We start from the raw sequence: 25,110 nt of genomic DNA, 5'->3' as shown, positions 1-25,110 counted from the left end.
GACACCGCCTGTCTTAGGATACATAATCGCCGCTGTAGCTGATCAGTACTGCGTTCTTAACACCGCCCAGCTCCGAAATTTGATTTACAAAGCGGCCTTCCTCGTCCTGAAGACGAACTTCCAGCGTGATTTCAATGTTATCTCTTGTTACCGTTTTTTGTTTCACATTGTAACGCTTAACTACTTTACTTATCTGTTTATGAACTTCTTGTTCACTGGAATCATTGTCACAATTTATGACAAGCAGGTAAGGTGTTTCTACGGAAGCTTTCTTAATAAAGAAGAACAGAATTAAACCGATAATAATGGAGCCTACGGCTGCCAAAGTATAGAAACCTGCGCCTGTCACAATACCAGCAACTGCAGCCCAGAATAAGAAGATAAGGTCTGTTGGGTCTTTAATAGGTGTTCTGAAACGAACAATAGACAATGCACCGACCATACCGAGAGACAGTACGAGGTTAGAGTTGATAGCAATGATGACCATAGCTGTGATCATCGTCATACCGATTAGGGATACATTAAAGCTTTTGGAATACAATACGCCACTGAATACACGTTTATATAGTAGATAGATAAAGAGACCAATTACAAAAGCAATACCAAGTGTAATTAGAATCTTGGATATGCTAATATCAGATACGAAATTTTCCATTACTGATTTTTTTAGAATATCAGAAAAATTAGTTGTTGTTTCATTGGTAGTGGTGTTCATTGATTTTAATAATCCTCCCAAGTGTTATATTTCAGAAATTTTCTGCAGATGACGTACTTGCTAGCGGATTGCCTATTCAGTCCCTCTAGCTGCAGCGCCACTTTGATATAATCGGGTAAATATTCGTCGTATTTGACTTCCATAATCATGAGATTCTCATCAATCGCCCGCACAGGATCCAAATTTTTATTGAATAGGTCAACGGAGTGAAGCCCGCTCCGGAGCTCTTTATCAAATGTGATTCTTACATTTCCGTGGTGACAAACATAAGGCTCCCGTACATAGTCCACAATGACCTTTGGTCTTAGCAGATTCGTTTTCATTTCATGGTAAATTTCCATAAAAAGAGGCTTGTCCGGCTGATACAAGCCTTCGAAATTGCCTGCGATAATCTGATCGGTCAACTCCCGAGTGAGGGGCTCTTTGACCTTAGCAATAAAGTCTTTGAACTTAATTTTTTTCTCGAAATGAATCGTGGTATCCTCGACATTGTAGATTCGGATTCGATACTTCGCCCGGTCTCTAATTCCGCCTAGTTTCTCATGAAGGGCCTTATTGTTAATATCATCAAAATATAAGCTGCGGATATGATATTCACCTGAAGGACCTGCATGCTTATCAGCAGATACCAAATTTCTCAGACGTTTGGAGATAATCTGATGTTGATGTTGATTCACAAAAAATTTCAACTCATTTCGATACTTCAGTTTCGTTTTCATTAATTCACCTCGTTTTCTCTTTAAAATGTACACTATGGATCGTTCATCCTGGACCATAGTGCTTGTCATGGAGTTCATACTAACAGCCGTTCCTGATTTCTTTCTTAAGAACACCTGAAAGAAAACTGAAAGTTAATATAGCGATAACACTTCTGGAGTAAAATATTTACTCCTTAATTCATAACTTAGATGGGTGCGGTAATCGGAAGAATAGGGGAATTGCAAAAAAAAAGCGGATTGACATAAGTCAGTCCGCTTTTTTCTATTTAAAGTGCAGGAGATATTGGTGCAATACTTTTTTGTTTACGTTCTCTGAACATCCAGAAGTAAAGGAGAGACGAAGCCACATACAGTGTTCCTGTTATACAAAATGTAATGGCATAGCCCCAGTAATTTCCGTAGTTGGTGACAAGCATTGCTTGTACAGGTCCCATAGTTGCCCACCCTAGCATAAAGGCAGTCTGTGTGAACGAGTTGGCAATCCCCCTTCGGTGATCAGGAACCCGGTCGATAAGTATGGAAGATTGAATTGGGTTAGCTGCATTCATCAATGCTTGCCGGAATAAGAAACCGATCGCTGCGACACCAAAAATGTTTGTGAAACCCGTCAGCAGTAAAAATGGCAGCGACAGAATCTGAAAACTGACAACAGCCCGAACTGCTCCAACTCTATTTACAAGGAAAGGACCGATCAGCATAGATACAATGGTCATCACTTGTCCCAGCGAGATAAGAATGCCTACAGCAGATATAGATACCGAGAAACGGTTCGTAAAATACAGGTTAAGATAAGGAACCACCAGACCGGAACCTAACCCAATCAAAAGCTGAGCCAAGGCGAATTGACCAATTATCTTAAAATCAGATCGAAGATTACCAGTATTTTTCTTCTCTGGAATCACTACTGGTTCAAGCTTCACGTTATCCTGTAATTTGGAATCGTTAGTGAATAGCAACGGGATAAACGCAGCAAAAGTACTAGCTCCGCCGATCATCAACACAATTTTAAGGCTTAGCACCTGCTCTACACCGAATAATTGTATGAAGTCTGCCAAAAATCCTCCCCCCATACCTCCAAGGACTTGAGCTGCAAGTACGAGAGAAGCGTGAAAGCTAAAAATTCGCATGCGTGCAGATTTTACGGTATTCTCGGCCAGAAAAGGAATGGCTAAGACCTGAAAGAAGGAAGAGAATAATCCTGTAAATACGGCAAGGCCAAGCATACTAAATTCTGATTCCAATAAAGATCGGGCCATTAGCCCAATACCACTAAGGAGGGCACCCATCACAAGGATTTTTTTTCGACTTCCTCGGTCACCCAAAAAACCAATAGGAATAAACAAAAGTGCTGTTGCTAAAGATTGGACACTGACGACGGTTCCATTCATGGAATCGGCGTAACCTAAACCTTTTATGTATAAATTGTATAGAACACCAAACATACCGGTACCCACCTGGTACAGCACATTAGCTAGAAAAAAAAGCTTGATGTTTCTTGGCCAATTTCTCCATTCTTTTGCTGACTGTTGTATGATTCGCACGCAAATACCTCCTTTTCAGCAGCAACCTCTATATTCTAGCAGTTTATTAGCTGCCTATAAAGGATAAATCTTCTAGATAATAAGCGTTTACAATACGTTGGAGCATACACAAAATGAGCCTTTCCGCTTTACGGAAAGGCTCATTTACATTTAAACAACTATCTTTAATTAGACCTCTGGTTGATTCGTGGTTCTAGTTTTAGTTTTATCTGACAAGTATTTACCTTTAAGCGTTTGAAATTGGTCCATCAATTTTTGGCGACTGTCTTTGTTACGTAACAGATACGCTGCTCCTACCCCTGCAGCGGTCCAAAGAGCTTTCCTCATTTTGATTACCTCCTTCAAAGTATGTTCTCTAAATGTAATATTGTTCGGTATGTATAAGAAATACCCGATCTTCGATCAAAGAAACATCTACTTAAAGCAAACGATGATGAGAAAATATCGTTTCCATTGTAACATGTTTGACATTTTATAGACGGAATAATAAAATATCTATAAAATAACAAACAAAACTGGGAGTTGTCTTGTTAATGGAGCTGCATGATCGTTTTTGGAACGCATCAATTGAAGAATTGAAGCGTGGCTATATTGAGGAAGAGCATGGCTGGGTATGTCTGCTCTGCGGAAGCGGGATCGAGAAAGGAATCATTTATCCGGACAACGATAAATTGTATGAATCACAACGGTATATGGCGCTGCACGTGGAACGTGAGCACGGATCTGTCTTTGAATACTTGACTGGCTTGGATAAAAAGTTAACAGGTCTTACAGATCATCAGAGTCGATTATTGCAATTATTCTATCAAGGGAAAAGCGATGCTGAGGTACAGCAAGAAACGGGGATTGGAAGTGCATCAACCATCCGTAATCATCGTTTTGCGTTAAAAGAGAAGGAGCGGCAAGCCAAGGTGCTGTTAACGCTGATGGAGCTGCTGAAGGAAAGAGATGAACACGCCCCCTCCTTTGTCCCTTTGCACAAAACCGCCAAAATGATTGATGATAGATACAATGTCACGGAGGAAGAACAAGCTTCCATTTTGAGTAAACTGTTTCCTTCGGGTACGAACGGAAAGCTGTTGAAGTTTAATTTGAAAGAGAAGCAGCGTTATGTCGTTTTACGTGAAATCGCAAAGAGGCTTCAGCCAGGGAAAACTTATACAGAGCCAGAAATAAACGAAATATTAAAGGGTGCCTACGATGATTATGTTACGGTCAGACGTTTCTTAATCGAGTACGGTTTTATCGACCGGGAACCGGACGGTAGTAAGTACTGGCTGATATCGTAACTTTTTATGACCAGGAGGAGAAATAATGAAGAACCGGAGAGAAGAATTAATTCAGATGTACAAGGAAGTCAAAATTGAAGCAGGTGTTTATCAGATTAAGAATACGAAAAACGGTAAAATTTTGGTTGTAGGCACACCTAATCTTAAGACGATGAATGGTAAGCGATTTGAGCTTCAGATGGGAACAAGCTATAACAAAGTTATGCAGAAAGAGTGGAATGAATATGGGGAAGATGCTTTTGTATTTGAAGTTCTAGAAGTCATCAAACCTGAGGAAGATCCTTTTTATAATCTGAAAGATGTGGTGAGTAAAAGGGAAGAACACTGGATTTCGGAATTACAACCTTTTGGAGAACATGGTTATAATCCAGTTAAGCCCAAATAAAAACGATTAAGTTATTAGAGCTTCTCTTCAGTCTTTATCAGATTGGAGGGAAGCTCTTATTTATGTTAAATTAATGCTTAAGGACTATTTTTGTCCGTATTTTCAACGTCATTAAGCATATCGATTAACGACATTCCCACTTATACTTTAAGCTTGAGGATCACCTGTAGCATATTCATCAAAGTTTTTGTGATGAACATGGAAATAAGGGGAATAGTAAATGGATAATTACTTCCATTTGCATGAGTGGATGAGGTTGATATATTATTCTGAGTAACGGTTACTATATTTACTAACATTAATGTTTGAACTACACGAAAGTGAGACGTGATCAGAAATGAGATCCATAGCATGGGTTACTGACAGCACAAGTACCATAGACCCAGAGTTTGCCAAAAAAAATCACATCTATATTGTGCCTTTGCGCCTTATTCTTGGCCAAGATACGTATAGAGAAAGTGTTGATGTATCGGCAGATGACTTCTATGAAAAAATGCGCCACGAGTCTAAAGTGAGCAGCTCTCAACCACCCATTGGTGAATTTATTGAGCTTTATGAGTCATTAAAAGACAAATATGATGATGTTATTGCAATCCATTGCTCTTCAGAGTTAAGCGGAACTTTTAATACATCGATACAGGCAGCGGTGATTGCTGAAGTTCCTGTGATTGGGATTGATTCGAAATTCGGAGCGTTCCCTTTACGTGAAATGGTTCTTGCTGGTATAGAGTGGCATAAGATGGGACATTCAGCTCAAGAGATTAAGGAAAAGATTGAAGAAATTATCCAAAGTACGTCTTTTTATGTTATACCGGCAAGTCTAAACCGTCTGCACAGCAGCGGTCGAGTGTCGGGTACACAATTACTATTGAGTAATTTGCTGCGAATCCATTTGTTACTGCGTTTTGAAGAAGGGAAAGTTATCGTTGAGGAAAAAATACGGACCTTCAAGAAGGCTAGACAAAAAATGGTGGATATTGTAAAAGAAGATATTCAGAAAATTAAAAAGGTATGTATCATGCATGCGAATAACATAGAAGAGGCAAGAATTATAGAAAAAGAACTAACAGAATTACATCCATTACTGAAGACTGAGGTCATGACATTTATACCTGTTGTTGGTCTTCTAGCAGGCGAAGGAACGATTGCCATGTCATGGATCAAAAACCAGCCTTCTTTTTCTTAAATACATCTAAATACAACCCCTAAGCAGCCTGCATACTTCTGTCGGGCTGTTTTTTTTATCTGTATTTAGAGAGAGGGCAGATGATTTTATGGTAGTATACATGAAATGGTCGTTTCTAACTTAGGATATGTGTTGTATGTGTAATAGGAGGCGATGAAATGCGAGTTGCACATCAAGGATACATGGAGCTAGAGGGAGTTACATTATGAAGATTATGATCAGTCAACATGAAGCGATGGAGAAAAAAGTTTGGGATGAGATTATGATCATGTTTGGTTTGAATAAAGATGATGAATTGTGGGACAATGAGCAGTTTATTTTAACTGAAGAGCAGGCTAGAGAGCTTGGTTTGATACAATAACCCATTGCAGCCGCATCAGAATGCGGCTTTTCTTCGGATTAGATGTGAGGAAGGAATGTGTGGCATGAAGGGATATACATATATTTTATTGTTTATGGGTTTACTGATTGTATTAATCACCGGTTGTGAAGATGGCTATGATACGGGTGCTAAAGATACACTGGTACCGACCCAGACAGACACAAGCAATGATCCTAAGGAGTTGCACGAAGACTCAGAAGAAGTAGTAATAGAGAGCTCAACGAGCAATGAAACCGATTTAGTGAATGATCCAGAACTTAAGCTGCTCGAAGAGCTTACTTTGGAAGAGAAAGTGGGTCAACTGGTCATCGTAGGCATGGAGGGCACCTCGGTGGATCATTCTTCACGTAAACTGATTGATACATATCATGTTGGTGGATTTATCTTTTTCAAAGATAATATAGAAGATACTAATCAAGCGGTTAAGTTGTTTAATGGCCTAAAGAAAGCAAATTCGGATAATCCGGTTCCGCTCTGGATGAGTATCGATGAAGAGGGAGGACGAGTTACGCGAATGCCGGAATCATTTCCGCGTTTGCCATCCAGCGGACTCGTTGGTAAACAGAATGATCCTGCAATAGCTACAGAAATAGGCAAGCATATCGGGCTAAGGCTGACGGGCTTTGGTTTGAATATGGCATTTGCTCCTGTGCTCGATGTCAATAGCAATCCCGACAATCCTGTAATTGGTGATCGTGCATTTGGAAATAGCGCAGATCGTGTAGGAAAGTTAGGCATAGCTGCAATGAAAGGGATTCAGGAAACGGGTGTGGTTTCCGTTGTCAAACATTTTCCTGGACATGGTGATACATCTGTAGATTCCCATTTTGGCTTGCCCGTAGTAGACTATGACCTGAATCGACTCCGTACGCTGGAGCTTGTTCCGTTTCAGAAGGCAATTGACCAAGGTGCTGACGTTGTTATGGTTGGCCATTTGCTAATGTCGAAGATCGACTCTGACACTCCTGCTTCTTATTCGAAACCAGTTATTACAGATCTTTTAAGAGAAGAGCTCGGGTTTAAGGGAGTTGTCATTACCGATGATATGATCATGGGAGCTGTTAATAATGGTAAGATAACCGTAGGCGAGGCAGCAGTTCGATCTATTTTAGCGGGGACTAATATTGTTCTTGTTGGCCATGAATATGATAAGGAAGAAGCTGTAATTAGATCTCTACTAAAGGCTGTAAACAATAATCGGATCCCAGAGGAAATTTTAGATGAACGGGTGCTCACCATATTACGTCTGAAACATAAATACAACATCAATGATAATCCAGTGAAAGGTCCTGATGTGACGCAACTGAATGAGGATGCTCAGCAGTTAATGAGTAGGTTGAAACCGTAATACTTAAATAAGAGTCGTCTTTTGAAATAAATGATAGACTGAACTAAAGGGACGGAGGTAGCTTATGAACGGCGAAGCCATTGATCATAACAACATATTTAAATATTTGTATCAACACGCGCCTATCGGTGTCGCCATCGTCTCCTTGGAAGGCAAATGGCTGAAAGTAAATCCTGCTTTGTGTCGAATGCTCGGTTATTCGGAGTCAGAGCTGCAGCGAATTTCATTTGAAGATATCTCTCCACCTGAAGATAGGGATCGTATAGATAATATGTTCGGCTTAAATAACTGCAATATCATAAATGATGAGATTGAACAGCGTTTTATTTGTAAAGATGGGTCAGAAATGGTTGCATCGCTTTATTTGTCTCTTGTCCGTGATGATTCAGACGAACCATTATATTACATTAGCAATATTATTAATATTACAAAACGAAAACGAAATGAAGATATATTGAATGAAGCGGAACGGATCGCGGCGATTGGCAGCTGGGAATGGGATGTGAAACTTAAACAGATTAAGTTATCTGATCAAGTTTATCGTATTTGTAAGATAGACCCGGACAAGCTTGATTTAAGCGCATTTAATATCTTCGATTTTGTTGCTGAAAGTGACCGGGCAGAATTAGAGAGAGCGCTTCGCCGAGCGTTGACAGCGGGTTCATTTAATTATCAATATCGTTTGCTTCACGATGACAATACAATTCAGTATTTTCATCTCAAAGGAATCGTGTCTTATAACGAAAACGGTAAACCTGAAAAAATGATAGGCACGATTCAAGATATTACTGAGCGCATTGAAATGGAGCTTAAACTCCAAGAAACGGTGGAACGATATACTTCTCTGAAAAAATACAATCATGACGCAGTTATATCTCTTGATCTGAATGGGAATATCGTACATGGAAACATGATGGCTGAGAAGCTTACCGGATTTAGTATTCAAGAGATGGCAGGTATGAGTTTGACGCATTTTGTAGGGGTTCATAACTTGAATAAAATTATTAAGAATTCACTAAATGATATGCCAAAAGATAATTATATTAATTATTTTAAACATCGGGATGGTCATTTGATCGAAGTGATGACTACGATAGCGCCAATTATCATTAATAGTGAAAATGTGGGCTTCTATGTGATAGCAAAAGATATTACAGAACAGAAGAAATTACTCATTGCGAAGGAAGCTGCAGAGAGTACAAATCGTGCGAAGAGTGCATTTCTGGCTATGATGAGTCATGAGATTAGAACTCCGATGAATGGAGTTATCGGAATGACAGATTTGCTGATGGACTCCCCGGGACTTGATGATGAGCAAAAAGAGTATGTTCAGATTATTCGGAAGAGCGGAGAGTCGTTGCTGAGTATTATTAATGATATTCTAGATTTCTCGAAGATCGAATCCGGTAAAACTGTACTGGCACATGAACCTTTCCGTCTGGAGGAAGTGGTTGGAGAAATTTTGGACTTATTAAATCCTAAAGCTGTTCAGAAGAAATTGGACATGGTATGTACGGTAGCACCAGAAATACCGAAGGTGCTGATTGGTGATGCCGGCAGATTGAAGCAAGTGTTAATAAACCTCATTGGAAATGCGTTGAAGTTTACGTTTTCTGGTGGAGTCAACATTCGTGTTGAAGAGGGAGAGTCGTTTAATAATCGAGTTCAATTGAAGTTTACAATCCAAGATACAGGCATTGGTATACCGGAGGAAAAGGCAAGCGGCTTATTCCAGCCATTTTATCAACTAGATCACTTTATGACTCGAAAGCATGAGGGTACGGGGCTGGGCTTAGCGATCAGCCGGAAACTAGTGGAGTTAATGGATGGGCAAGTTTGGTTAGAGCCTAGCACGAAGCCAGGTGCAACCTTTAAATTTACAGTGATGTTTGATCGTGCCAAAGAAGATATGCAATATACTGACACTACTTGTGGTGTTTCTATTCCTGATCGGAGAAAGAATCTTCGTATTTTGGTTGGTGAAGATAACGAGACGAATCAGGTTGTTATTCTAAAAATGTTGGAGAAGGATGGTCATCAAGTAGATATTGCATCAAGTGGTATGGAAGTGCTTGAAAAGGTTCAGTATAATCATTATGATCTTATCTTCATGGATGTTCAGATGCCGGAAGTAAACGGACTAGAGGCTACGAAAGCGATCAAGAAGATGTTTCCTTCGGATGAGGCTCCTGTGATCGTTGCGGTCACAGCTAATGCACTTAAGGGCGACAGGGAGCACTGTATTGCCGCTGGTATGGATGAATATATTAGCAAGCCAATCAAGAGAGCTATGCTCGTAGATGTCATTGATCAGTTTTTTGGTTGAAAGCGGGTTGAGGTCAACAAAAAAAACCGATCTCTTAAGAGATCGGTTGGCTTTACATAAACTAGAAGTTGAAATCATAGTTTTAATATGATAGAATGACGGATAAATAATTATAGGCTTAAAGTCATAATAATCTAAATTAAGATTAGCATAAAATATCAGAAATGTCAACAGGGGGGCATAGAATGGAAAACCGTCACGATGCGGATTTCGCAATAGAACGTGAGGCTGCGGAACCGGAGAAAAAAGTGAGTTCTCCTTCGGAAGATTTTTCGGTACACGACGACCTAACGCTTCCTCCAGGTATTAAGATCAGTGATCCGGTTCGTATGTATTTGAAAGAAATTGGTCGTGTACCTCTTCTTTCAGCAGATGAAGAAATCGAACTGGCAAAAAGAATTAATAATGGTGATGAAGAGGCTAAACGTCGTTTGGCTGAAGCGAATTTGCGACTTGTTGTCAGCATAGCAAGACGCTATGCTGGGCGAGGCATGCAATTCTTGGATCTTATTCAAGAAGGTAACATGGGTCTGATCAAGGCTGTAGAGAAATTTGATTATTCTAAAGGTTTTAAATTCAGTACGTATGCTACTTGGTGGATCCGACAAGCTATCACACGTTCGATTGCCGACCAGGCTAGAACTATACGTATACCAGTGCATATGGTTGAAACAATCAACAAGCTCGTAAGAATTTCACGTCAGCTTCTACAGGATCTTGGACGCGAACCAACGCCAGAAGAGATTGGTAAAGAGATGGACATTAGTCCAGAAAAAGTAAGAGAAATCCTCAAAGTTTCACAGGAACCTGTATCGCTTGAAACTCCGGTTGGTGAAGAAAGTGATTCGAATTTAGGTGATTTCATTGAAGACCATGATGCACTCGCTCCTGCGGACGCTGCGGCTTTTGAATTGTTGAAAGAGCAATTGGAAGAAGTGCTTGATACATTGACCGAGCGTGAGGAGAATGTACTGCGTCTCCGCTTTGGACTTGAGGACGGCAGAACCCGGACACTAGAAGAGGTAGGTCAAGTGTTTGGTGTAACTCGTGAACGTATTCGTCAAATTGAAGCGAAGGCACTTCGCAAATTAAGACATCCTAGTCGTAGCAAACGTTTAAAAGATTTTCTGGAATAGTCTTGTACCGTTCTTGACTAAATTGATGAGGCGGAGGCTGAAACGTTATGAAACCTGGATTTCTGATTACATGTTTGCAATGCGGAGCTGAACATTCAGTTCTGCCTGGGAAACGGCATTATCGCAAGGAACAAATCGTTTTCGGTACAGATAATTACGGCTCAGATCAAATCTCTTGTGAATGTGGGAACGCATTAGAAGAGCATAGTCAATACGAGGGTGCAGACCACGAAGAGTTTGTTGTCGAATGGAGAGATATTTCCACCCCTAAATCATAACATTTCCTAAACTGCAGTTCCTTGAAGGCTGGGCAGCTTTGATGCTCATTTCAAGGGACTGTTTTTTATTGACAATGAAAACTGCGGTAGAATGAATTGACATGGGTCAAGGGATTCCATCATAATTATGAAACGTGAATAGATATCATCATGATGATCTTAACGCGTTGAACACGATTAATGATAGAGGAGTGACATGGCAACGATGAGTTTACATACATCCGCTGTAGAGCGGTTATGCTTACGTGATATACCGCTGTCAAGCTACTCTACGTATGGCATTGGAGGAGCAGCTAACTATGTGGCGCTGCCAGAAACAATAGATGATCTGACAGCTTTGTACCAGGACTGCAAGCAAAAAGGGCTCCCGTGGTATACCTTTGGTATGGGATCCAATATATTATTTCCTGATCAACCATCAAAAGACATGGTGTTTATATCACTTAAGAGATTTACTGAACTGAAAGTGGATCGTGGTAAATGGTTTGTGTCCGCTGGAACTCCAATGTCAATGCTTTCTCTTATGGGACTTAGTGGCGGGACAGATTTGCTAGACTTTACTTTTTTACTTCCAGGATGTCTTGGGGCCGGTATTTATATGAATGCCAAGTACAATCAAGGGCAAATCTGCGATATTATCGATACCGTATATTATATAGATCTATCTTCGCCGTCTTTGTCTGTTCAATCGATTCACTCATCAGCCTGTGATTTTGCCTATAAGCAATCTATTTTTCAGCATCATCCATGGATTATTGTAGGAGCGGATCTGAGTGTTCCTGTTCAATCTGAAGAGCAGATTCAATATATGTCTTCGTTAGTACCTGTATGGAAAGACAGAGGAAATCATCCTTCTTCATTACCGCACTTTTTCTCTTTTTTCTTAGGGGAAGTGCATGCGCTGGCAGGAAATGGTTTTGCAACACCTCAATCAATGCTAGATGTTATTAAATACAGAACAGGTAAACGGCATTTCGACTACCCTTCTTGCGGATCTGTATTTAAGAACAATTACGATTATGGAGTTGCGACTGGATCGCTGGTAGAGCAGCTTAATCTAAAAGGATTAGAACATGGTGGAGCAATTATATCTCCTCATCATGGAAATATGATTTTGAACCAGAACCAAGCAAAGGCTTCTGATATTCTGTATCTGATGGATGTAATTACAGAAGCAATTGAGAGAAAGTTTGGCTTTGTTCCAGAGCCGGAAATTGTACTCGTATGATGTATTTTATTAAAATCATTGTAAAGTAATTGGAATAAGTAGAATTTAACGATATAATCAGATAGAATTATACCTACAGACGTTTCGCAGGAGTTAAGATAACAATCGACGGAGGGTATTTATTATGGAAAAAACTTTAATTTTTGGACACAAAAATCCGGATACGGATACAATTTGTTCAGCAATTGCGTACGCTGAACTTAAGAAAGAACTGGGTCTTCAAGCTGAAGCTGTTCGCCTGGGTGATATCAACGGCGAAACCCGTTTTGCACTTGAATACTTTAAAGTTGATGCTCCACGCTTTGTTGAGAGCGTTGCTAATGAAGCAAAAGACGTTATTTTGGTTGACCATAATGAACGTCAGCAAAGTGCGAGTGACATTGATCAAGTTCGTGTAGTGGAAGTTATTGACCATCACCGTATTGCTAACTTTGAGACAAGCCATCCATTATATTATCGAGCTGAGCCGGTTGGATGCACAGCTACGATCCTGAACAAGATTTATAAGGAAAAAGGCGTGGCTATTCGTAAAGAGATCGCAGGTTTGATGTTGTCTGCAATCATTTCGGATTCCTTGTTGTTTAAGTCTCCTACCTGCACAGAAGAAGATGTAGCAGCAGCACGTGAACTGGCTGAAATTGCTGGTGTTGATGCTGATGCTTACGGATTGGACATGCTGAAAGCTGGAGCGGATCTAAGCGATAAATCCATTGCTCAACTAATTTCTCTCGACGCTAAAGAATTCCAAATGGGTGGTGCAAAGGTAGAGATCGCTCAGGTGAATGCGGTAGATACGAATGATGTTCTTTCCCGTCAAGCTGAATTAGAAGAAGCTATTTCTGCTATTATTGACGAGAAAAAATTAGACCTATTCGTGTTTGTTGTAACGGATATCCTGAACAATGATTCCATCGCTCTTGCACTTGGTCAAGAAGCACAAGCAGTAGAGAAGGCTTATAATGTAACTTTGAATAATAATCAAGCGTTCTTGAAGGGTGTTGTATCCCGTAAGTCGCAGATCGTTCCTGTTTTGACTGAATCATTTAACAAGTAATATATAGAAAATAGCAGTTTATTAAACCCGTTTGTTACACAATTGTGTGATATGCGGGTTTTTTGCATGCTGAAGGTTGAATTATTGTAATGATTTAAAGACGATTTGAAACCCTTTTTGTTAACGATCTTTCTATAATAGAAATATAAGAACGACAAAGAAAGTAATGTATACCTAATGAAATGGTTTTAAGATCCATCTATGAGGGTAATTATTATATAGATGTCCGTTCTCCACTCAATACATAAGGGAGCGATGATTAGTTATGAAAAAATCGGTTTGGAAAATGACGACAGTATTGTTGATGGTAATGGTTATGATGACGAGCATTGGAGTAGCCTCAGGTAATGAAGAATATACGCCTGTAGTAAAAGCATCTAATCAAGAAGCTGTGTTCATTCATTCTATAGAAATAAAAGATGGCAATGTATATCTGAATGTTGATCCGATTGAGTGGTATGAAGGAGAAGAAGCGAACGAAGTATTTCGTGAACGTGAGCAGGATCCTGAAATGACGGAAGCACCGGATGGTTATTACATTGTGAACGATACAGAAGAACAGGTAGTGCTGAAGGTTGCTGATGACGCTGAGGTACAATTGCAGTTATATGACCATACAGGACGTGTAGAAGACGCTCAGATTTTTTGGAATCAAGCGGTTAGCCTGAATAAATTCGTATCTGTATTTAATAAAGATGATATTATCGATATGAAATGGTTTCCTTACCATGTTACCGTTGAAGATGGAACAGTCGTTAAGATCATCCAACAGTATACTCCATAAATTGATTAAGACGATCTGCTAAGAAGCAGATCGTCTTTTTGTCATTGGACGTATTACTGTTGAGAACTACTTGTTGTTTCCTTCTTCGTTTTCGAATTTCGACCGTAAACAAAATCTGTTACGAACTCTTTAACCTTCGCTTTACGCTCCGCATACTGCTCTTGTGAGAGCTTTCCTTCTGCCAGTCGGTGGTCTAAATGGTCTGTGATCGCTTTAACTTGTTGATCGATTACAGACTTAACACTGACACCATTCTCATTCGCGATATTGGCCAGCGTTTTGCCTGAATGAAGATATTCTTTAAGCTGATCGGGTGTTACTTTCAAAATTGCAGCCAATTCATCAGCATGAACCAGTCGGCCATGGCGCCGTTTAGGTGAGTGATGCCAACCGCCTTTGTTATCGATCAGTTTGTCCGCTGCTGCGGAGAAGTCCATTGTTTTTCCCAATGGTGCAGGTTTGTCAGCTACACGAGCCTTCATCATTTCTATCACTTTAGCCTTCAGCTCAGTTCGATCGATGCCTTGCTCTTTTGCTATATCGGCAAGTGATTCTGTCTGAAGTTTGTCATTCATTGTCTTTGGATCAAGTTTGAGATATGTTGCGAGTTCCTTAAGCATTCCGCTTCCGTGGTGGGAATGTTTTTCCCTTATTGTACCGTTATCCTTATTTGCTTCATCCGCATGGGATACTCCGTAGCATGACATGGAGATTGTGAAGGTCAAAGTGAGGATTAGGAGCCTTTTGAACCATAGATTATTCATTCTCAAATCAGTCTACCGCCTCTCATTGTTGTTCATGTTTCTATCCATCAGTGTTTCCGGTTAATCTGAAATCATCCTTAATTTTTGCTGAAAATATAAAAGTTACCAAAGCTACGGTGTTGAATTACGTCGACTTCTGTCTTCTAATGTGGTATCATGGAACCCTGATAACGTGGTAAAGCGAAAAAGAGAAGGCTGGTTATTTTGTTGAATCAGTCAACCGCATAGGGGGACATTGGGATGAGAAAGACGTTGTTATTTATGATGAGCATACTGCTATTATTATCGGTCATCGGGTGTTCCACCGCTGACAAATCAGCGAGTGGTGAAAAAGAGTTGATCGTTGGCATTGATGATAAATTTGCGCCAATGGGATTCCGTGACGAGAAGAATGAAATCGTCGGATTCGATATTGATTATGCACGTGCTACTGTTGAGAAGATGGGTTATAAAGTGAAGTTTCAACCGATTGATTGGAAGACTAAAGAATCGGAGTTAATGAGTGGCCGGATTGATCTGATCTGGAATGGCTACACCATTACAGAAGATCGTGTAGAGAAAGTGTTGTTCTCAAAACCATACTTAAAGAACAGTCAGGTCGTCGCAGTTAAGGCGGATTCTGATATCCATAAAATCAGCGATTTAGCAGGCAAGAACGTAGGTCTTCAGGGTCTTTCTTCTGCTGCTGACGCACTCGATGCGAATGAGATCAAATCTCAAATTAAAAGTGTTACTGAATTTGCCGACAATGTACTCGCACTAAGTGACTTGAAGAATGGCCGTGTGGATGCAGTTATTATTGATGAAGTTGTTATTAATTACTACATGGCGAAAGAAGAAGGTACTTATAAATTGCTGGAGGATTCACTTGCTCCGGAAGAGTACGGCATCGGAGTCAAGAAGGGAAGAGAAGATCTCCTGAAAGAGCTTCAGACAGCTTTGGACGCCCTCAACTCAGATGGGACATCGGCTGAAATATCCACGAAGTGGTTTGGTGAAGACAAAGTTCTGAAATAAAGTAAGGCACGAGCATATCATCTAAAAAAATGTGGACTGTCTTTTTGAAGCCATGCCACTAAATGTTTTTCTTATGGGAGCATGAAATTATGGACATAAATTATCTAATTGACATCACGATTCCGATGTTGGAGGGAGCACAAAAGACGATATTGCTGTTTATTATCGCCATTCTTGCTTCCATTCCTTTAGGCTTTTGTTTTACATTAATGGTAAATAGCGCGATTAAGCCGCTCGTATGGTTCGCGAATACTTATATTTACGTCATGCGAGGAACACCGTTGTTGCTGCAGCTCCTGTTTTTTGTATATGGACTGCCAATCTTACCTGTTATAGGTGAGTACTTAGTAATGGACCGTTTTGTAGCAGCCAGTCTGGCGTTTGTGCTGAACTATGCGGCTTACTTTGCTGAGATTTTTCGTGGAGGCTTACTCGCTATTGATAAAGGCCAGTATGAAGCATCTCAGGTGCTAGGGTTAAGTCGCTGGCAGACGACAACGCGAGTTATTTTGCCGCAGATGTTCCGTGTTGCCCTTCCGTCCGTAGCCAATGAGTCGATAACGTTAGTGAAAGATACGGCGCTTTTATATGCGGTGGCAGTTCCGGAAATATTACACTTTGCTCAAACGGCTGTTAATCGGGATTTTAAGTTGCTACCTTTCTTTGTAGCGGGGATTATCTTTTTACTTATGACTTTAGTATTGACGTTATTGTTTAAGTATCTTGAACGAAAGTTCAAATTTGAATAAAGGACTGTCGAAGAAATGGCTATCATCGAAGTTTCTAACTTAAAAAAATCATTCGGCGATTTAGATGTACTGAAAAATGTATCCTTTGAAGTTAATAAAGGTGAGGTTATCGCAATCATAGGCCCCTCAGGATCAGGGAAGAGCACGATGTTGCGCAGTCTTGTTCATTTAGAAGAAGTGAATGACGGGACGATTCGGATACAGGATGAGTTCCTTGTCCAGAGTGGTGTGTATCCCAGCAATAAAAAGCTCAAACAAATCACGGCACGTATGGGAATGGTGTTTCAGCACTTCAATCTATTTCCTCATCTGACTGTAGCGAAGAATCTTGAACTGGCACCGAAATATGTTAAAGGGGAATCAGAAGAGCTCGTACGTCAAAAAAGTGCTGAGTTGCTAAAGAAGGTAGGCCTTGCAGACAAGGCTGACGTACATCCAGGCAAGCTCTCTGGTGGGCAGAAGCAGCGTGTAGCTATAGCGCGGGCGCTTATGATGAACCCTGATATTTTACTGTTTGATGAGCCTACCTCAGCTTTGGATCCAGAGCTAACAGGAGAGGTGCTGCAGGTCATCAAGCAGATTGCCGAAGAAAATATGACGATGCTCATTGTAACGCATGAGATGGGCTTTGCAAGAGATGTGGCTGACCGTGTTATCTTTATGGATAACGGAGAAGTCATCGAGTCCGGTACACCCGAACAAATATTCAATCGTCCGAAAGTGGAACGAACCCGCGCTTTTTTGAACAGGGTTTTGCATTAATAAAAACGAAAGTAATGGCATGTTCAATGCTATGCTTTCGTTTTTTTATTTGAGTATAAAATTAGGGGTCATCATCAATATTAATGATGCGTGGCAGGCGGAAGGGTTACATTTATTTTGAATGTTCAGGAGGTGCGATATTTGTTTATGGAAGAACAGGAGCCGGATGTATTTGTAAGTGCAGAACATATTCCTGAAGAGGTGCTGGAGCAGTCATACGCTGAATTATACCGTAATATCGAACATTGGGTGCAGCAATCTGAAGGGATTACGAATGTCCCTAAGCGACAAGTAATTGAAGATAGAGACATAAGTATGGAGGAAATTCCTGAGAAGTTAGAATAAAACAGGGTGAAAAAATAACTGTATATAAACTTGATATAATAAGCGTCAGGACAGCTGAGTATGAGTAAATTAACTCATTCGTCCAGACTGCTTTTTTTATTATTCGGATTTTTTCGTGAGAAGGGAACCGGGTACAGAATATTGTAGTCTTATTGTTTGAGGTGAATGAATTGGATGTAGATTTGAATTATTTACAGTATACAACGGAGATGGACAATCTATCATTAGAAGAAGTGATGGATCAGTATGGAACGGATGTGTGGAATTATGCTTATTTTTTAACAAAGGATACCGAGATGGCCGATGATATTTCGCAGGAGGTATTCATTAAATGCTACAAGAGTATTGGGAGTTTTAAAGGAAGAAGTACTTTAAAAACTTGGCTTCTTACAATCACTAGAAACACGACATTTACATACCGAAAGTCGCGTTATTTTCGTTCCAGGAGCTTAATGGAATTATTTCATTTGCAGGATTCACAGACGTTAATGGATCAACGTTCAAATGCTGCTTCTGCAGAGAGCGAATACTTAGCCCGTGAACATGTTAATGAAATATGGGATGTCATTATGAAGCTGCCTGACAAGTTGCGCGAGGTGCTGGTTCTAGATTTGAAGTTCGATATGTCCGTTGCGGAGATTAGTGAATTAATGGGAATTGCAGGAGGAACAGTAAAATCGAGACTTTACAGAGCTAGAAAAAAAGTTCAGGAAAAGCTGAGGGGGTTGGAGTGATGAATGAAACAAGACCAGAGTGGTATGAAAAGGCTAAAGAAGGACCGTTTGAGAAAAAAGGGTTTACAGCTAATCATAAGCATGCAGTCATGGTGAAAATTCAAGAACGTAAATCATCCTCATCTAGGTCTAGATATACGAATGGCAACCGTAAAAGAATGTATTGGGGATACACTGCAGTGGCAATATTAGCTTTAGTGGCAGCGGGTTGGTTATGGAATTCAGAATTAGTCAACACAAATCCAACATATCAGGCGCAGACCATTCTGACAGACGTTCCTCCAAACGGTGTGACTGATGCTGTATGGAACACAGCCAGATCAGCAATGCATAAAGTGGTAGGTAAAGAAATGAAGTTCGAAAGTAGTGAGAAGCTGGATGACAATCAAATGCTTCTGACTTTCCGTGGCGAAGGCGATGATTTTGCGAATTTATGGATAGACATAGCTTCAAACGAATTGGTTCGAACCATTTCCACTGCGGACTTGCCTAAAGAATCTGTAGCTTCATTTGAGGATAAAGCAGAAATTGAATTGGAAAAGCTCGGTTACAAAGGACAATTTGATTACTCCGTAGGACGCCATGTACTGTATAAAATGGATAGCGATACTCAGAACACTGTTCTTACATCACTTAAGAGTGAGGATGCCAAAGTTGATTTTTCCAATGGTGAAATGGAGTCGGTATGGTTATCTAAGAGCATTGATGATGTACCATTAGAAGCGAAACAAGCAGCGGATACAGCACTCAAAAAGCTTCGCGGTCAAGAAGAGATTCCTCCATTAACGGAATCGTTCGAAATTAATTATTTCAGCCTTGGTCATCATGTTCTTGAACTGCATTATGGTGAAGATGCCACTGTCTATTACGAACTCAATCAAAAAGAAATCGTTCAGGTTAGTGATTGGTCTTTAGGAGGAACTGCCCAGAGCAGCACTTATGTCAAGGATGAAAATACGGTTAAGGAACAAGCAGCCCCTTTAATTAATAATATATTAGGGATAGATGTTACGAGTTACAGCGTGACTGTTGACAAGAAAAACCCAGGTAGTTACCTATTTGTAAAGGAAGGCGAGCCTTCGATCGAGGTGGCTTATAATGCTCATAAATATGTTTATAGTATCATTAAACATATTTATGAGGATTGAAGTAAATCGGTTTAGTGTTCAATAGACGATAAAAGAAGACAAGCTTCTGCTCTTGATGGGACAGTAGCTTGTCTTCTTTTTGCCTATAACGCGAAGTGACAGGGGGTTACTCCTTAACAACTAAGCCGAATATTTTGGTGAATAGAATGGCTTGTGATGGTGAAATAATACAACCCTGTAGATCCTCTAAGGTACAGCCTAAATTATGAAACTCTGTTTTGCTTAGATCGATTCCAGCTAATTTTGTGCCTGAGAACTGTGCTTGATCGATATTGGTCTCATCAAACTCAACTTTGGATAATTCGGAATGATAGAAATCCGATTTGACTAGTGAAGACGAACGAAAGGACACTTGCTTTAAATTTGCAAAACGCATAGTAGCGTACTCTCCACCACAATGATGAAAGACTGCATTTCGAATTGTTGCTGCGGTGAGATCCATACCAAGTATTTTGCAATGATTAAACTGCGTCCTGTGAATGATGGCCTCACTTAAATCAATATTGGATAAGTCACAGTGGTTAAATACAACGTCTGTCAGTTCCACATGCTTGAGAGAAACATGTTCAAAAGTAACGTTATTAAACACCGTCTGATCAAAAAGTACTTTATTTGCATTCAGATAAGAAACTTGTTCGTCTTGAATGACAACCTGCCTAAAGCTAGCTTCATCCTCGATCCCGATATCTGACAATAAGATGGAATCAAGTGATTTAGGAATTTTGGGTGGTGCAATTTTGATACTCTTGGGGGTCGGGCTTGAAGTCTGTGACACTCAGATTCCTCCGTTCATTTCATCGAATTAGGTCTATTCTTCATTAACGGTTTCATATTGTGCGGCAATTTGTTGTGCCTGGTTCAGTACTCGCTCTTTAAGTTCTTCTGGGCTGTGGACGCGAATAGCGGGACCGTGGGACAAAATAATCTCACAGGCTGACTCCAGCGTATCAAACTGCACTTCTGCTATTAGCCAATTAGGTTTATAGGGCGACTTGTTCATGATTCCAACATAGCGCTCACGCTCAAGTCTGGATAACCTTGATTCCTCGATAAATATCGTAGCAGGATAACGTGGTAAGTTCTGCTTGAACTCGTTAATAGATGATTCCCAGCACTTCGCTAAATCAAAGTCAGTTGGTCTCTCGAAAGTTTCTTCGAGTATTTTGGCGTCCAGAAATCGGGATATCCGGTAAGTGCGTAGATCGCCGTCAGTTTCAGCGACTACATACCATACATTCCGTTTAGCGATTAGTCCGAGAGGATGTATGATTCGTTCGACGATTTTATCCTCGCGTTGGTACTGAATTGTCAGTTTTCGTTCGCTCCACACCGCCTCTTGTACCGTATTTAACCACGATACGGAATCATGAGATGGGCTCCAGCCTGCTCCGTCGATATGAATACGTGATCTTACGATTTCGGCATCTTTACGGATGGAATCCGGAGAGGAGGCTAATAATTTCTGAAAAGCAGATTCATAATGCTGCCGGATCCCTAAATCCATCAGCAGATGGTCCTGATTAGAGAGGAGCAGCGACATCAGCTCTTCTTTCTTCATACCTGTCAATTTGGTCTGGTATTGATCGGATAGACGCCATCCTCCGTGTAGTCCGCGTTCTGCATAAACGGGGATACCTGCGGCACTTAGTGCCTCCATATCGCGATTAATTGTTCTTTCCGATACTTCAAGCTTTTCAGCGAGATTACGCGAGGTCATTTTGCCTTGGTTCTGTAAGATTAGAAGAATAGACAGAAGTCGGTCAGCTTTGATGATGTTCACCCCTCACTTAAACAAGATATTATAGTAATTTTAACATGGAAATAAGACAAAGGATGTCATATATGGTTTGCTACACTGATTACATCGATTTGTTTATTATGATGAAACAGGAGGAATATAAGTATGGATACGAAACCTTTAACAGGAAAAGTAGCGGTCGTGGCGGGCGCAACAAGAGGAGCAGGACGTGGTATAGCTGTAATGTTAGGCGCTGCGGGAGCTACTGTTTATTGTACGGGAAGGAGCACAAGAGAGGGCCGTTCAGATCTTAACCGTCCTGAGACGATCGAAGAAACAGCTGAAATGGTCACTGCACGTGGAGGTGTGGGTATTCCGGTTCGGGTTGATCATACGCAAGAGCATGAAGTTGAAGCGCTATTTAAACGTGTGGATGAAGAGCAAAATGGACAGCTGGACATTCTTGTTAATGATATATGGGGTGGTGAGCAATATGTACAATGGGGAGTCCCATTTTGGGAACATTCGCTTACAGATGGTTTGCTGCTACAAGAACGATCTGTCCGTGCACATCTCATTACGAGCTATTACGGTGCCCCTCTCATGATAAGACGTAAGCAGGGAATCATTATAGAAATGACAGATGGTGTCGGGTACAGTTACCGAGGACAGTTATATTACAGTTTGGCTAAAATATCTCCAATTCACTTAGCTACCGCTATGGCGGAAGATCTTCGCCCATTCAATATAACCGCTGTGGCTGTAACGCCAGGCTTTCTACGATCTGAACAGATGCTCGAGTATTATGGGGTGGCGGAAGAGAACTGGCGCGATGCTGTGGAGAAGGAACCGCATTATATAGAATCCGAAACTCCATATTTTGTGGGACAAGCGGTGGCGGCACTTGCTGCAGATCCAGAGGTTTTTTCAAAATCGGGCAAATCTCTTAGTAGCTGGAGATTATCCGACGAATATGGATTTATCGACGTGGATGGAAGAAAGCCACATTGGGGGAACTATGCGCTGAAGCATGGTTTAATGACTAAGGATCAACTTGGTATGGAGTGACCATCATCAAAGTGATTGTTTCATATAATAAAAGAGGTTTAGCATCAACCTGTTTGGATTTAATCCAGACAGGTTGTTTTTTTGCGGTTTCTGAAATGATAATCATGAAGCTTATATCATTTGGAATAGTATGGTATATTAAGTCCGAATATGGAATTGTGAATATCCGAATCACGGTCAGGAACATATCGATATGATCACACTCTAATGTTACCGTGTATCCAAGTAGAGGGAGAGTGACAGGAATGAACCGTATGGAATCTCATAGGTATCGCAGCCAGATAGAACAGCTTATACAAGGGTTTTCTGCTGAAACGATAGGTATGCTTACAAGTTTGTCTGATGAGGCACTACAGGAGAAATTAGACGGTATAATAAATTTCCCCATTATATTAAGAGACCATACCGATTCAGAATTAATCGAGTTTTATTACACTTCCTCCTATGTATATCTACTGGAAACCTTAAACGTTCCTAAGGATGCTAAACTCTTCGAAATCGCTGCAGGCGACACTATTTTTATTCCTAAAGCACTGAACGCTCACGCTGAACTAGGAGCAAAATACGTTACGGCCAATCTCAACACAAATTTATCTCGTGGCTTCAAGGAAAAAGCTTCAGTGTTAGATATTGAAATTCAGGTTATTGAGGATGATGGTGTAAATATATTGAATTACTGTGGACAAGGATCTATGGATGTCGTCGTATTTCACCACGCGATGAATGATATTATACAGACCATTATTGCTCAGCGCGAAGGGATCGATACCATTCAGGTAGATTGGTGGACGGCAGAACCACAGATGCTGCAGGCGGTAATGGCTTATCATAACCGAAGAGAACTTAAGAGTGCAGCTTACGATGAGTTCATTCATATTATTGAAACTTGCATGAAGTTGCTTAAAGAAGATGGGTACTTTATTTTTGATAACTGTACATACGCTGGTTATGAAAGCATGGGCTACAGCTCTGAGTTCCACAGTAACTATATTGAGCTTGCTAGAGAATGGATTGGTGAGGCGAATCTCGGGCTGCAGGAAATAGAGTTGCCAGGTTTTGATCCGAAGTGGTGGATGGTACTACAGAAGGTTAACTTGTAAGATCTATTAAATTGTAAAGGATTGAGATAACGTGCACGAATATTATGGAAGTCTTTGTACAGAAGTCTATGATCTTAGTAAGCCATTAGGGTTTTCTTTTGGCGATGTGGAATATTATAAGGAACGTTTAAAAGATATTCAGGGAAAAGTACTGGAAGTCGGCTGCGGCTCGGGACGTGTGCTCATTCCTTTGGTACAAGCGGGTTATCTGGTGGAGGGACTAGACAATTCTGAGGAAATGTTAGAGTCATGTCGTAGCAGATGTAATGAGCTTGGATTATCACCGCTGCTGTATAAGACGGAAATGCATAATTTTCAATTAGAAGAGAAACAGTATGATGCCATAATTATACCTGCGGGTTCTTTTCAACTGCTTGAAGGTCGAGAAATAGCCATCGCAGCACTTCAAAATATATATAATCATCTAGCTGTTGGAGGAAGGATAATATTAGATTTATTCCTTCCCAATGATTTCGATACGAAATCTGTCTCGACAAGGACATGGGATAATGAAGCCGGAGAAGTCCTTACACTTGAAGAGAAACGGATTGAGGTTAATTTGCTTGAGCAGCGGATGGTATCGTTGTTAAAATATGAAAAGTGGAAGGAAGGCCGACTGCTTCAATCGGAACTTCAGAGATTTCCACTAAGCTGGTATGGACGCTATGAATTTGAACTGCTGCTGGAGAAGATTGGATTCCGTCAAATCACTGTTTCTGAGAATTATAAGTACGGTCAAGAACCTAGCAGTTCCGAACATATGTATACATTTGAAGCGATAAAATGATAAGAATGAATGCGGTGATGCGTTAGTGCTGACGAACCGCAGACAACTTATGCGAAAGACCAAGAGGGCCTTCCGAAATTCAGAGGGCCCTTTTCTTACCTATTCCTGAGCACTCTGGGAGCTTAGGAGAGTACTTATAAGCAAGTTAAGTAGTATTCCTATCATTAAAACCCCAAACACCATAGGTGCATCACCCATCACACCATCTGCAACAGTAACATGATAAGCCAAATAGTTAACGAAGTATCTCAATAAGAAAAACGACAAGAGGATATGTATACATCCAAACAAAATGCCTGTGAACCAGCGACGATTGTAGATAAGCCCCATTCCCGGAAATAGTAATGACAGACATATAGATAGCATTTTTCCCCTATTATTCACCACTAATCCATCCCTTTCTGTTAAAAGGTGTTATATCAGTTTAAAACAATAATAGGCAATTTAAAACAATGGTCTACTGCTATCACAATCCTATTTTGAATAAATTAACAGAGTGGAACGATTACTTACTTCAAACGTAGAAG

General features: G+C 40.5%; 27 protein-coding genes. 20 read left to right on the top strand and 7 right to left on the bottom strand.

Going from position 1 to position 25,110, the window contains the following annotated elements:
- Positions 1 to 13 precede the first annotated feature (13 nt).
- The 4 genes from ACFQV5_RS10965 to ACFQV5_RS10950 all read right to left on the bottom strand — a co-directional run bounded on the left by ACFQV5_RS10965 (position 14) and on the right by ACFQV5_RS10950 (position 3,302).
- The gene (locus tag ACFQV5_RS10965; protein WP_379246607.1) at positions 14 to 715 is read right to left on the bottom strand and encodes a DUF4956 domain-containing protein; all 702 of its coding nucleotides are present in this window, start codon (positions 713 to 715) and stop codon (positions 14 to 16) included.
- 5 nt (positions 716 to 720) lie between these two features.
- Positions 721 to 1,434: a polyphosphate polymerase domain-containing protein gene (locus ACFQV5_RS10960; RefSeq protein ID WP_379246605.1), complete on the bottom strand. Its 714-nt coding sequence runs from the start codon at positions 1,432 to 1,434 to the stop codon at positions 721 to 723.
- A gap of 266 nt (positions 1,435 to 1,700) precedes the next feature.
- Positions 1,701 to 2,975: an MFS transporter gene (locus ACFQV5_RS10955; RefSeq protein WP_379246603.1), complete on the bottom strand. Its 1,275-nt coding sequence runs from the start codon at positions 2,973 to 2,975 to the stop codon at positions 1,701 to 1,703.
- Between the two features lie 168 nt (positions 2,976 to 3,143).
- Positions 3,144 to 3,302 carry a hypothetical protein gene (locus ACFQV5_RS10950; protein WP_379246601.1) on the bottom strand — a complete coding sequence of 53 codons (159 nt, stop codon included), beginning with the start codon at positions 3,300 to 3,302 and terminating at the stop codon, positions 3,144 to 3,146.
- A 206-nt stretch (positions 3,303 to 3,508) separates the two neighbouring features.
- Between ACFQV5_RS10950 and ACFQV5_RS10945 the strand changes: the two genes are divergently transcribed.
- The 11 genes from ACFQV5_RS10945 to ACFQV5_RS10895 all read left to right on the top strand — a co-directional run bounded on the left by ACFQV5_RS10945 (position 3,509) and on the right by ACFQV5_RS10895 (position 14,371).
- Positions 3,509 to 4,264, top strand: a complete 756-nt coding sequence (locus tag ACFQV5_RS10945) for a DUF2087 domain-containing protein (protein ID WP_379246599.1) — start codon at positions 3,509 to 3,511, stop codon at positions 4,262 to 4,264.
- A 25-nt stretch (positions 4,265 to 4,289) separates the two neighbouring features.
- A complete protein-coding gene (locus ACFQV5_RS10940) occupies positions 4,290 to 4,649 on the top strand; it encodes a GIY-YIG nuclease family protein (RefSeq protein WP_379246597.1) in 360 nt (119 codons plus the stop codon).
- A 337-nt stretch (positions 4,650 to 4,986) separates the two neighbouring features.
- On the top strand, positions 4,987 to 5,835 hold the full coding sequence (locus ACFQV5_RS10935; protein ID WP_379246595.1) for a DegV family protein: 849 nt from the start codon (positions 4,987 to 4,989) through the stop codon (positions 5,833 to 5,835).
- Positions 5,836 to 6,040: 205 nt separating this feature from the next.
- Entirely contained in the window at positions 6,041 to 6,196 is a 156-nt protein-coding gene (locus ACFQV5_RS10930; protein WP_379246593.1) for a hypothetical protein, read from the top strand.
- Positions 6,197 to 6,260: 64 nt separating this feature from the next.
- On the top strand, positions 6,261 to 7,565 hold the full coding sequence (gene nagZ / locus ACFQV5_RS10925) for a beta-N-acetylhexosaminidase (protein ID WP_379246591.1): 1,305 nt from the start codon (positions 6,261 to 6,263) through the stop codon (positions 7,563 to 7,565).
- 64 nt (positions 7,566 to 7,629) lie between these two features.
- Positions 7,630 to 9,891, top strand: coding sequence for a PAS domain S-box protein (locus ACFQV5_RS10920; RefSeq protein WP_379246589.1), 2,262 nt, complete (start codon positions 7,630 to 7,632; stop codon positions 9,889 to 9,891).
- A gap of 185 nt (positions 9,892 to 10,076) precedes the next feature.
- Positions 10,077 to 11,027: an RNA polymerase sigma factor RpoD gene (rpoD, locus tag ACFQV5_RS10915; RefSeq protein WP_379246587.1), complete on the top strand. Its 951-nt coding sequence runs from the start codon at positions 10,077 to 10,079 to the stop codon at positions 11,025 to 11,027.
- Positions 11,028 to 11,074: 47 nt separating this feature from the next.
- Positions 11,075 to 11,305, top strand: coding sequence for a hypothetical protein (locus ACFQV5_RS10910; RefSeq protein ID WP_379246585.1), 231 nt, complete (start codon positions 11,075 to 11,077; stop codon positions 11,303 to 11,305).
- A 205-nt stretch (positions 11,306 to 11,510) separates the two neighbouring features.
- A complete protein-coding gene (locus ACFQV5_RS10905; protein WP_379246583.1) occupies positions 11,511 to 12,533 on the top strand; it encodes a UDP-N-acetylmuramate dehydrogenase in 1,023 nt (340 codons plus the stop codon).
- A 124-nt stretch (positions 12,534 to 12,657) separates the two neighbouring features.
- Complete coding sequence (locus ACFQV5_RS10900; RefSeq protein ID WP_379246581.1) at positions 12,658 to 13,587, top strand: manganese-dependent inorganic pyrophosphatase; 930 nt, start codon at positions 12,658 to 12,660, stop codon at positions 13,585 to 13,587.
- A gap of 286 nt (positions 13,588 to 13,873) precedes the next feature.
- Positions 13,874 to 14,371, top strand: a complete 498-nt coding sequence (locus ACFQV5_RS10895) for a hypothetical protein (protein WP_379246579.1) — start codon at positions 13,874 to 13,876, stop codon at positions 14,369 to 14,371.
- Between the two features lie 53 nt (positions 14,372 to 14,424).
- Here ACFQV5_RS10895 and ACFQV5_RS10890 read toward each other — a convergent pair whose 3' ends face one another.
- On the bottom strand, positions 14,425 to 15,078 hold the full coding sequence (locus ACFQV5_RS10890; protein WP_379246577.1) for a hypothetical protein: 654 nt from the start codon (positions 15,076 to 15,078) through the stop codon (positions 14,425 to 14,427).
- Between the two features lie 297 nt (positions 15,079 to 15,375).
- On the opposite strand from ACFQV5_RS10890, the gene ACFQV5_RS10885 reads away from it, so the two are divergent.
- The 6 genes from ACFQV5_RS10885 (at position 15,376) to ACFQV5_RS10860 (ending at position 19,890) form a co-directional block, all read left to right on the top strand.
- Complete coding sequence (locus ACFQV5_RS10885; RefSeq protein WP_379246575.1) at positions 15,376 to 16,152, top strand: amino acid ABC transporter substrate-binding protein; 777 nt, start codon at positions 15,376 to 15,378, stop codon at positions 16,150 to 16,152.
- Between the two features lie 89 nt (positions 16,153 to 16,241).
- Positions 16,242 to 16,901, top strand: coding sequence for an amino acid ABC transporter permease (locus tag ACFQV5_RS10880; protein WP_379246573.1), 660 nt, complete (start codon positions 16,242 to 16,244; stop codon positions 16,899 to 16,901).
- Positions 16,902 to 16,916: 15 nt separating this feature from the next.
- On the top strand, positions 16,917 to 17,663 hold the full coding sequence (locus ACFQV5_RS10875; protein WP_379246571.1) for an amino acid ABC transporter ATP-binding protein: 747 nt from the start codon (positions 16,917 to 16,919) through the stop codon (positions 17,661 to 17,663).
- Between the two features lie 141 nt (positions 17,664 to 17,804).
- Entirely contained in the window at positions 17,805 to 18,008 is a 204-nt protein-coding gene (locus ACFQV5_RS10870) for a hypothetical protein (protein ID WP_379246569.1), read from the top strand.
- 161 nt (positions 18,009 to 18,169) lie between these two features.
- Positions 18,170 to 18,742 (top strand): RNA polymerase sigma factor, encoded by a 573-nt coding sequence (locus ACFQV5_RS10865; RefSeq protein WP_379246567.1) that lies wholly within the window; start codon positions 18,170 to 18,172, stop codon positions 18,740 to 18,742.
- Positions 18,742 to 19,890 carry a hypothetical protein gene (locus ACFQV5_RS10860; RefSeq protein WP_379246565.1) on the top strand — a complete coding sequence of 383 codons (1,149 nt, stop codon included), beginning with the start codon at positions 18,742 to 18,744 and terminating at the stop codon, positions 19,888 to 19,890. The genes ACFQV5_RS10865 and ACFQV5_RS10860 overlap by 1 nt, the downstream gene beginning before the upstream one ends.
- A gap of 106 nt (positions 19,891 to 19,996) precedes the next feature.
- Here the strand turns inward: ACFQV5_RS10860 and ACFQV5_RS10855 are convergent, their stop codons facing one another.
- Both ACFQV5_RS10855 and ACFQV5_RS10850 read right to left on the bottom strand, forming a co-directional pair.
- Entirely contained in the window at positions 19,997 to 20,665 is a 669-nt protein-coding gene (locus tag ACFQV5_RS10855) for a pentapeptide repeat-containing protein (protein WP_379246563.1), read from the bottom strand.
- A 33-nt stretch (positions 20,666 to 20,698) separates the two neighbouring features.
- Positions 20,699 to 21,661: a helix-turn-helix transcriptional regulator gene (locus ACFQV5_RS10850; protein ID WP_379246993.1), complete on the bottom strand. Its 963-nt coding sequence runs from the start codon at positions 21,659 to 21,661 to the stop codon at positions 20,699 to 20,701.
- 132 nt (positions 21,662 to 21,793) lie between these two features.
- On the opposite strand from ACFQV5_RS10850, the gene ACFQV5_RS10845 reads away from it, so the two are divergent.
- The 3 genes from ACFQV5_RS10845 to ACFQV5_RS10835 all read left to right on the top strand — a co-directional run bounded on the left by ACFQV5_RS10845 (position 21,794) and on the right by ACFQV5_RS10835 (position 24,583).
- On the top strand, positions 21,794 to 22,696 hold the full coding sequence (locus tag ACFQV5_RS10845) for an SDR family oxidoreductase (protein WP_379246561.1): 903 nt from the start codon (positions 21,794 to 21,796) through the stop codon (positions 22,694 to 22,696).
- Positions 22,697 to 22,941: 245 nt separating this feature from the next.
- The gene (locus ACFQV5_RS10840; RefSeq protein ID WP_379246559.1) at positions 22,942 to 23,796 is read left to right on the top strand and encodes a hypothetical protein; all 855 of its coding nucleotides are present in this window, start codon (positions 22,942 to 22,944) and stop codon (positions 23,794 to 23,796) included.
- A gap of 31 nt (positions 23,797 to 23,827) precedes the next feature.
- Complete coding sequence (locus ACFQV5_RS10835; protein ID WP_379246557.1) at positions 23,828 to 24,583, top strand: class I SAM-dependent methyltransferase; 756 nt, start codon at positions 23,828 to 23,830, stop codon at positions 24,581 to 24,583.
- The last annotated feature ends 527 nt before the right edge of the window (positions 24,584 to 25,110 follow it).

Source organism: Paenibacillus sp. GCM10028914 (genome assembly GCF_042666275.1).
Lineage (GTDB): Bacteria > Bacillota > Bacilli > Paenibacillales > Paenibacillaceae > Paenibacillus_AQ.
Note: the sequence above shows the minus strand (reverse complement) of the source record. Positions and strands in the feature narration are given on the sequence as shown.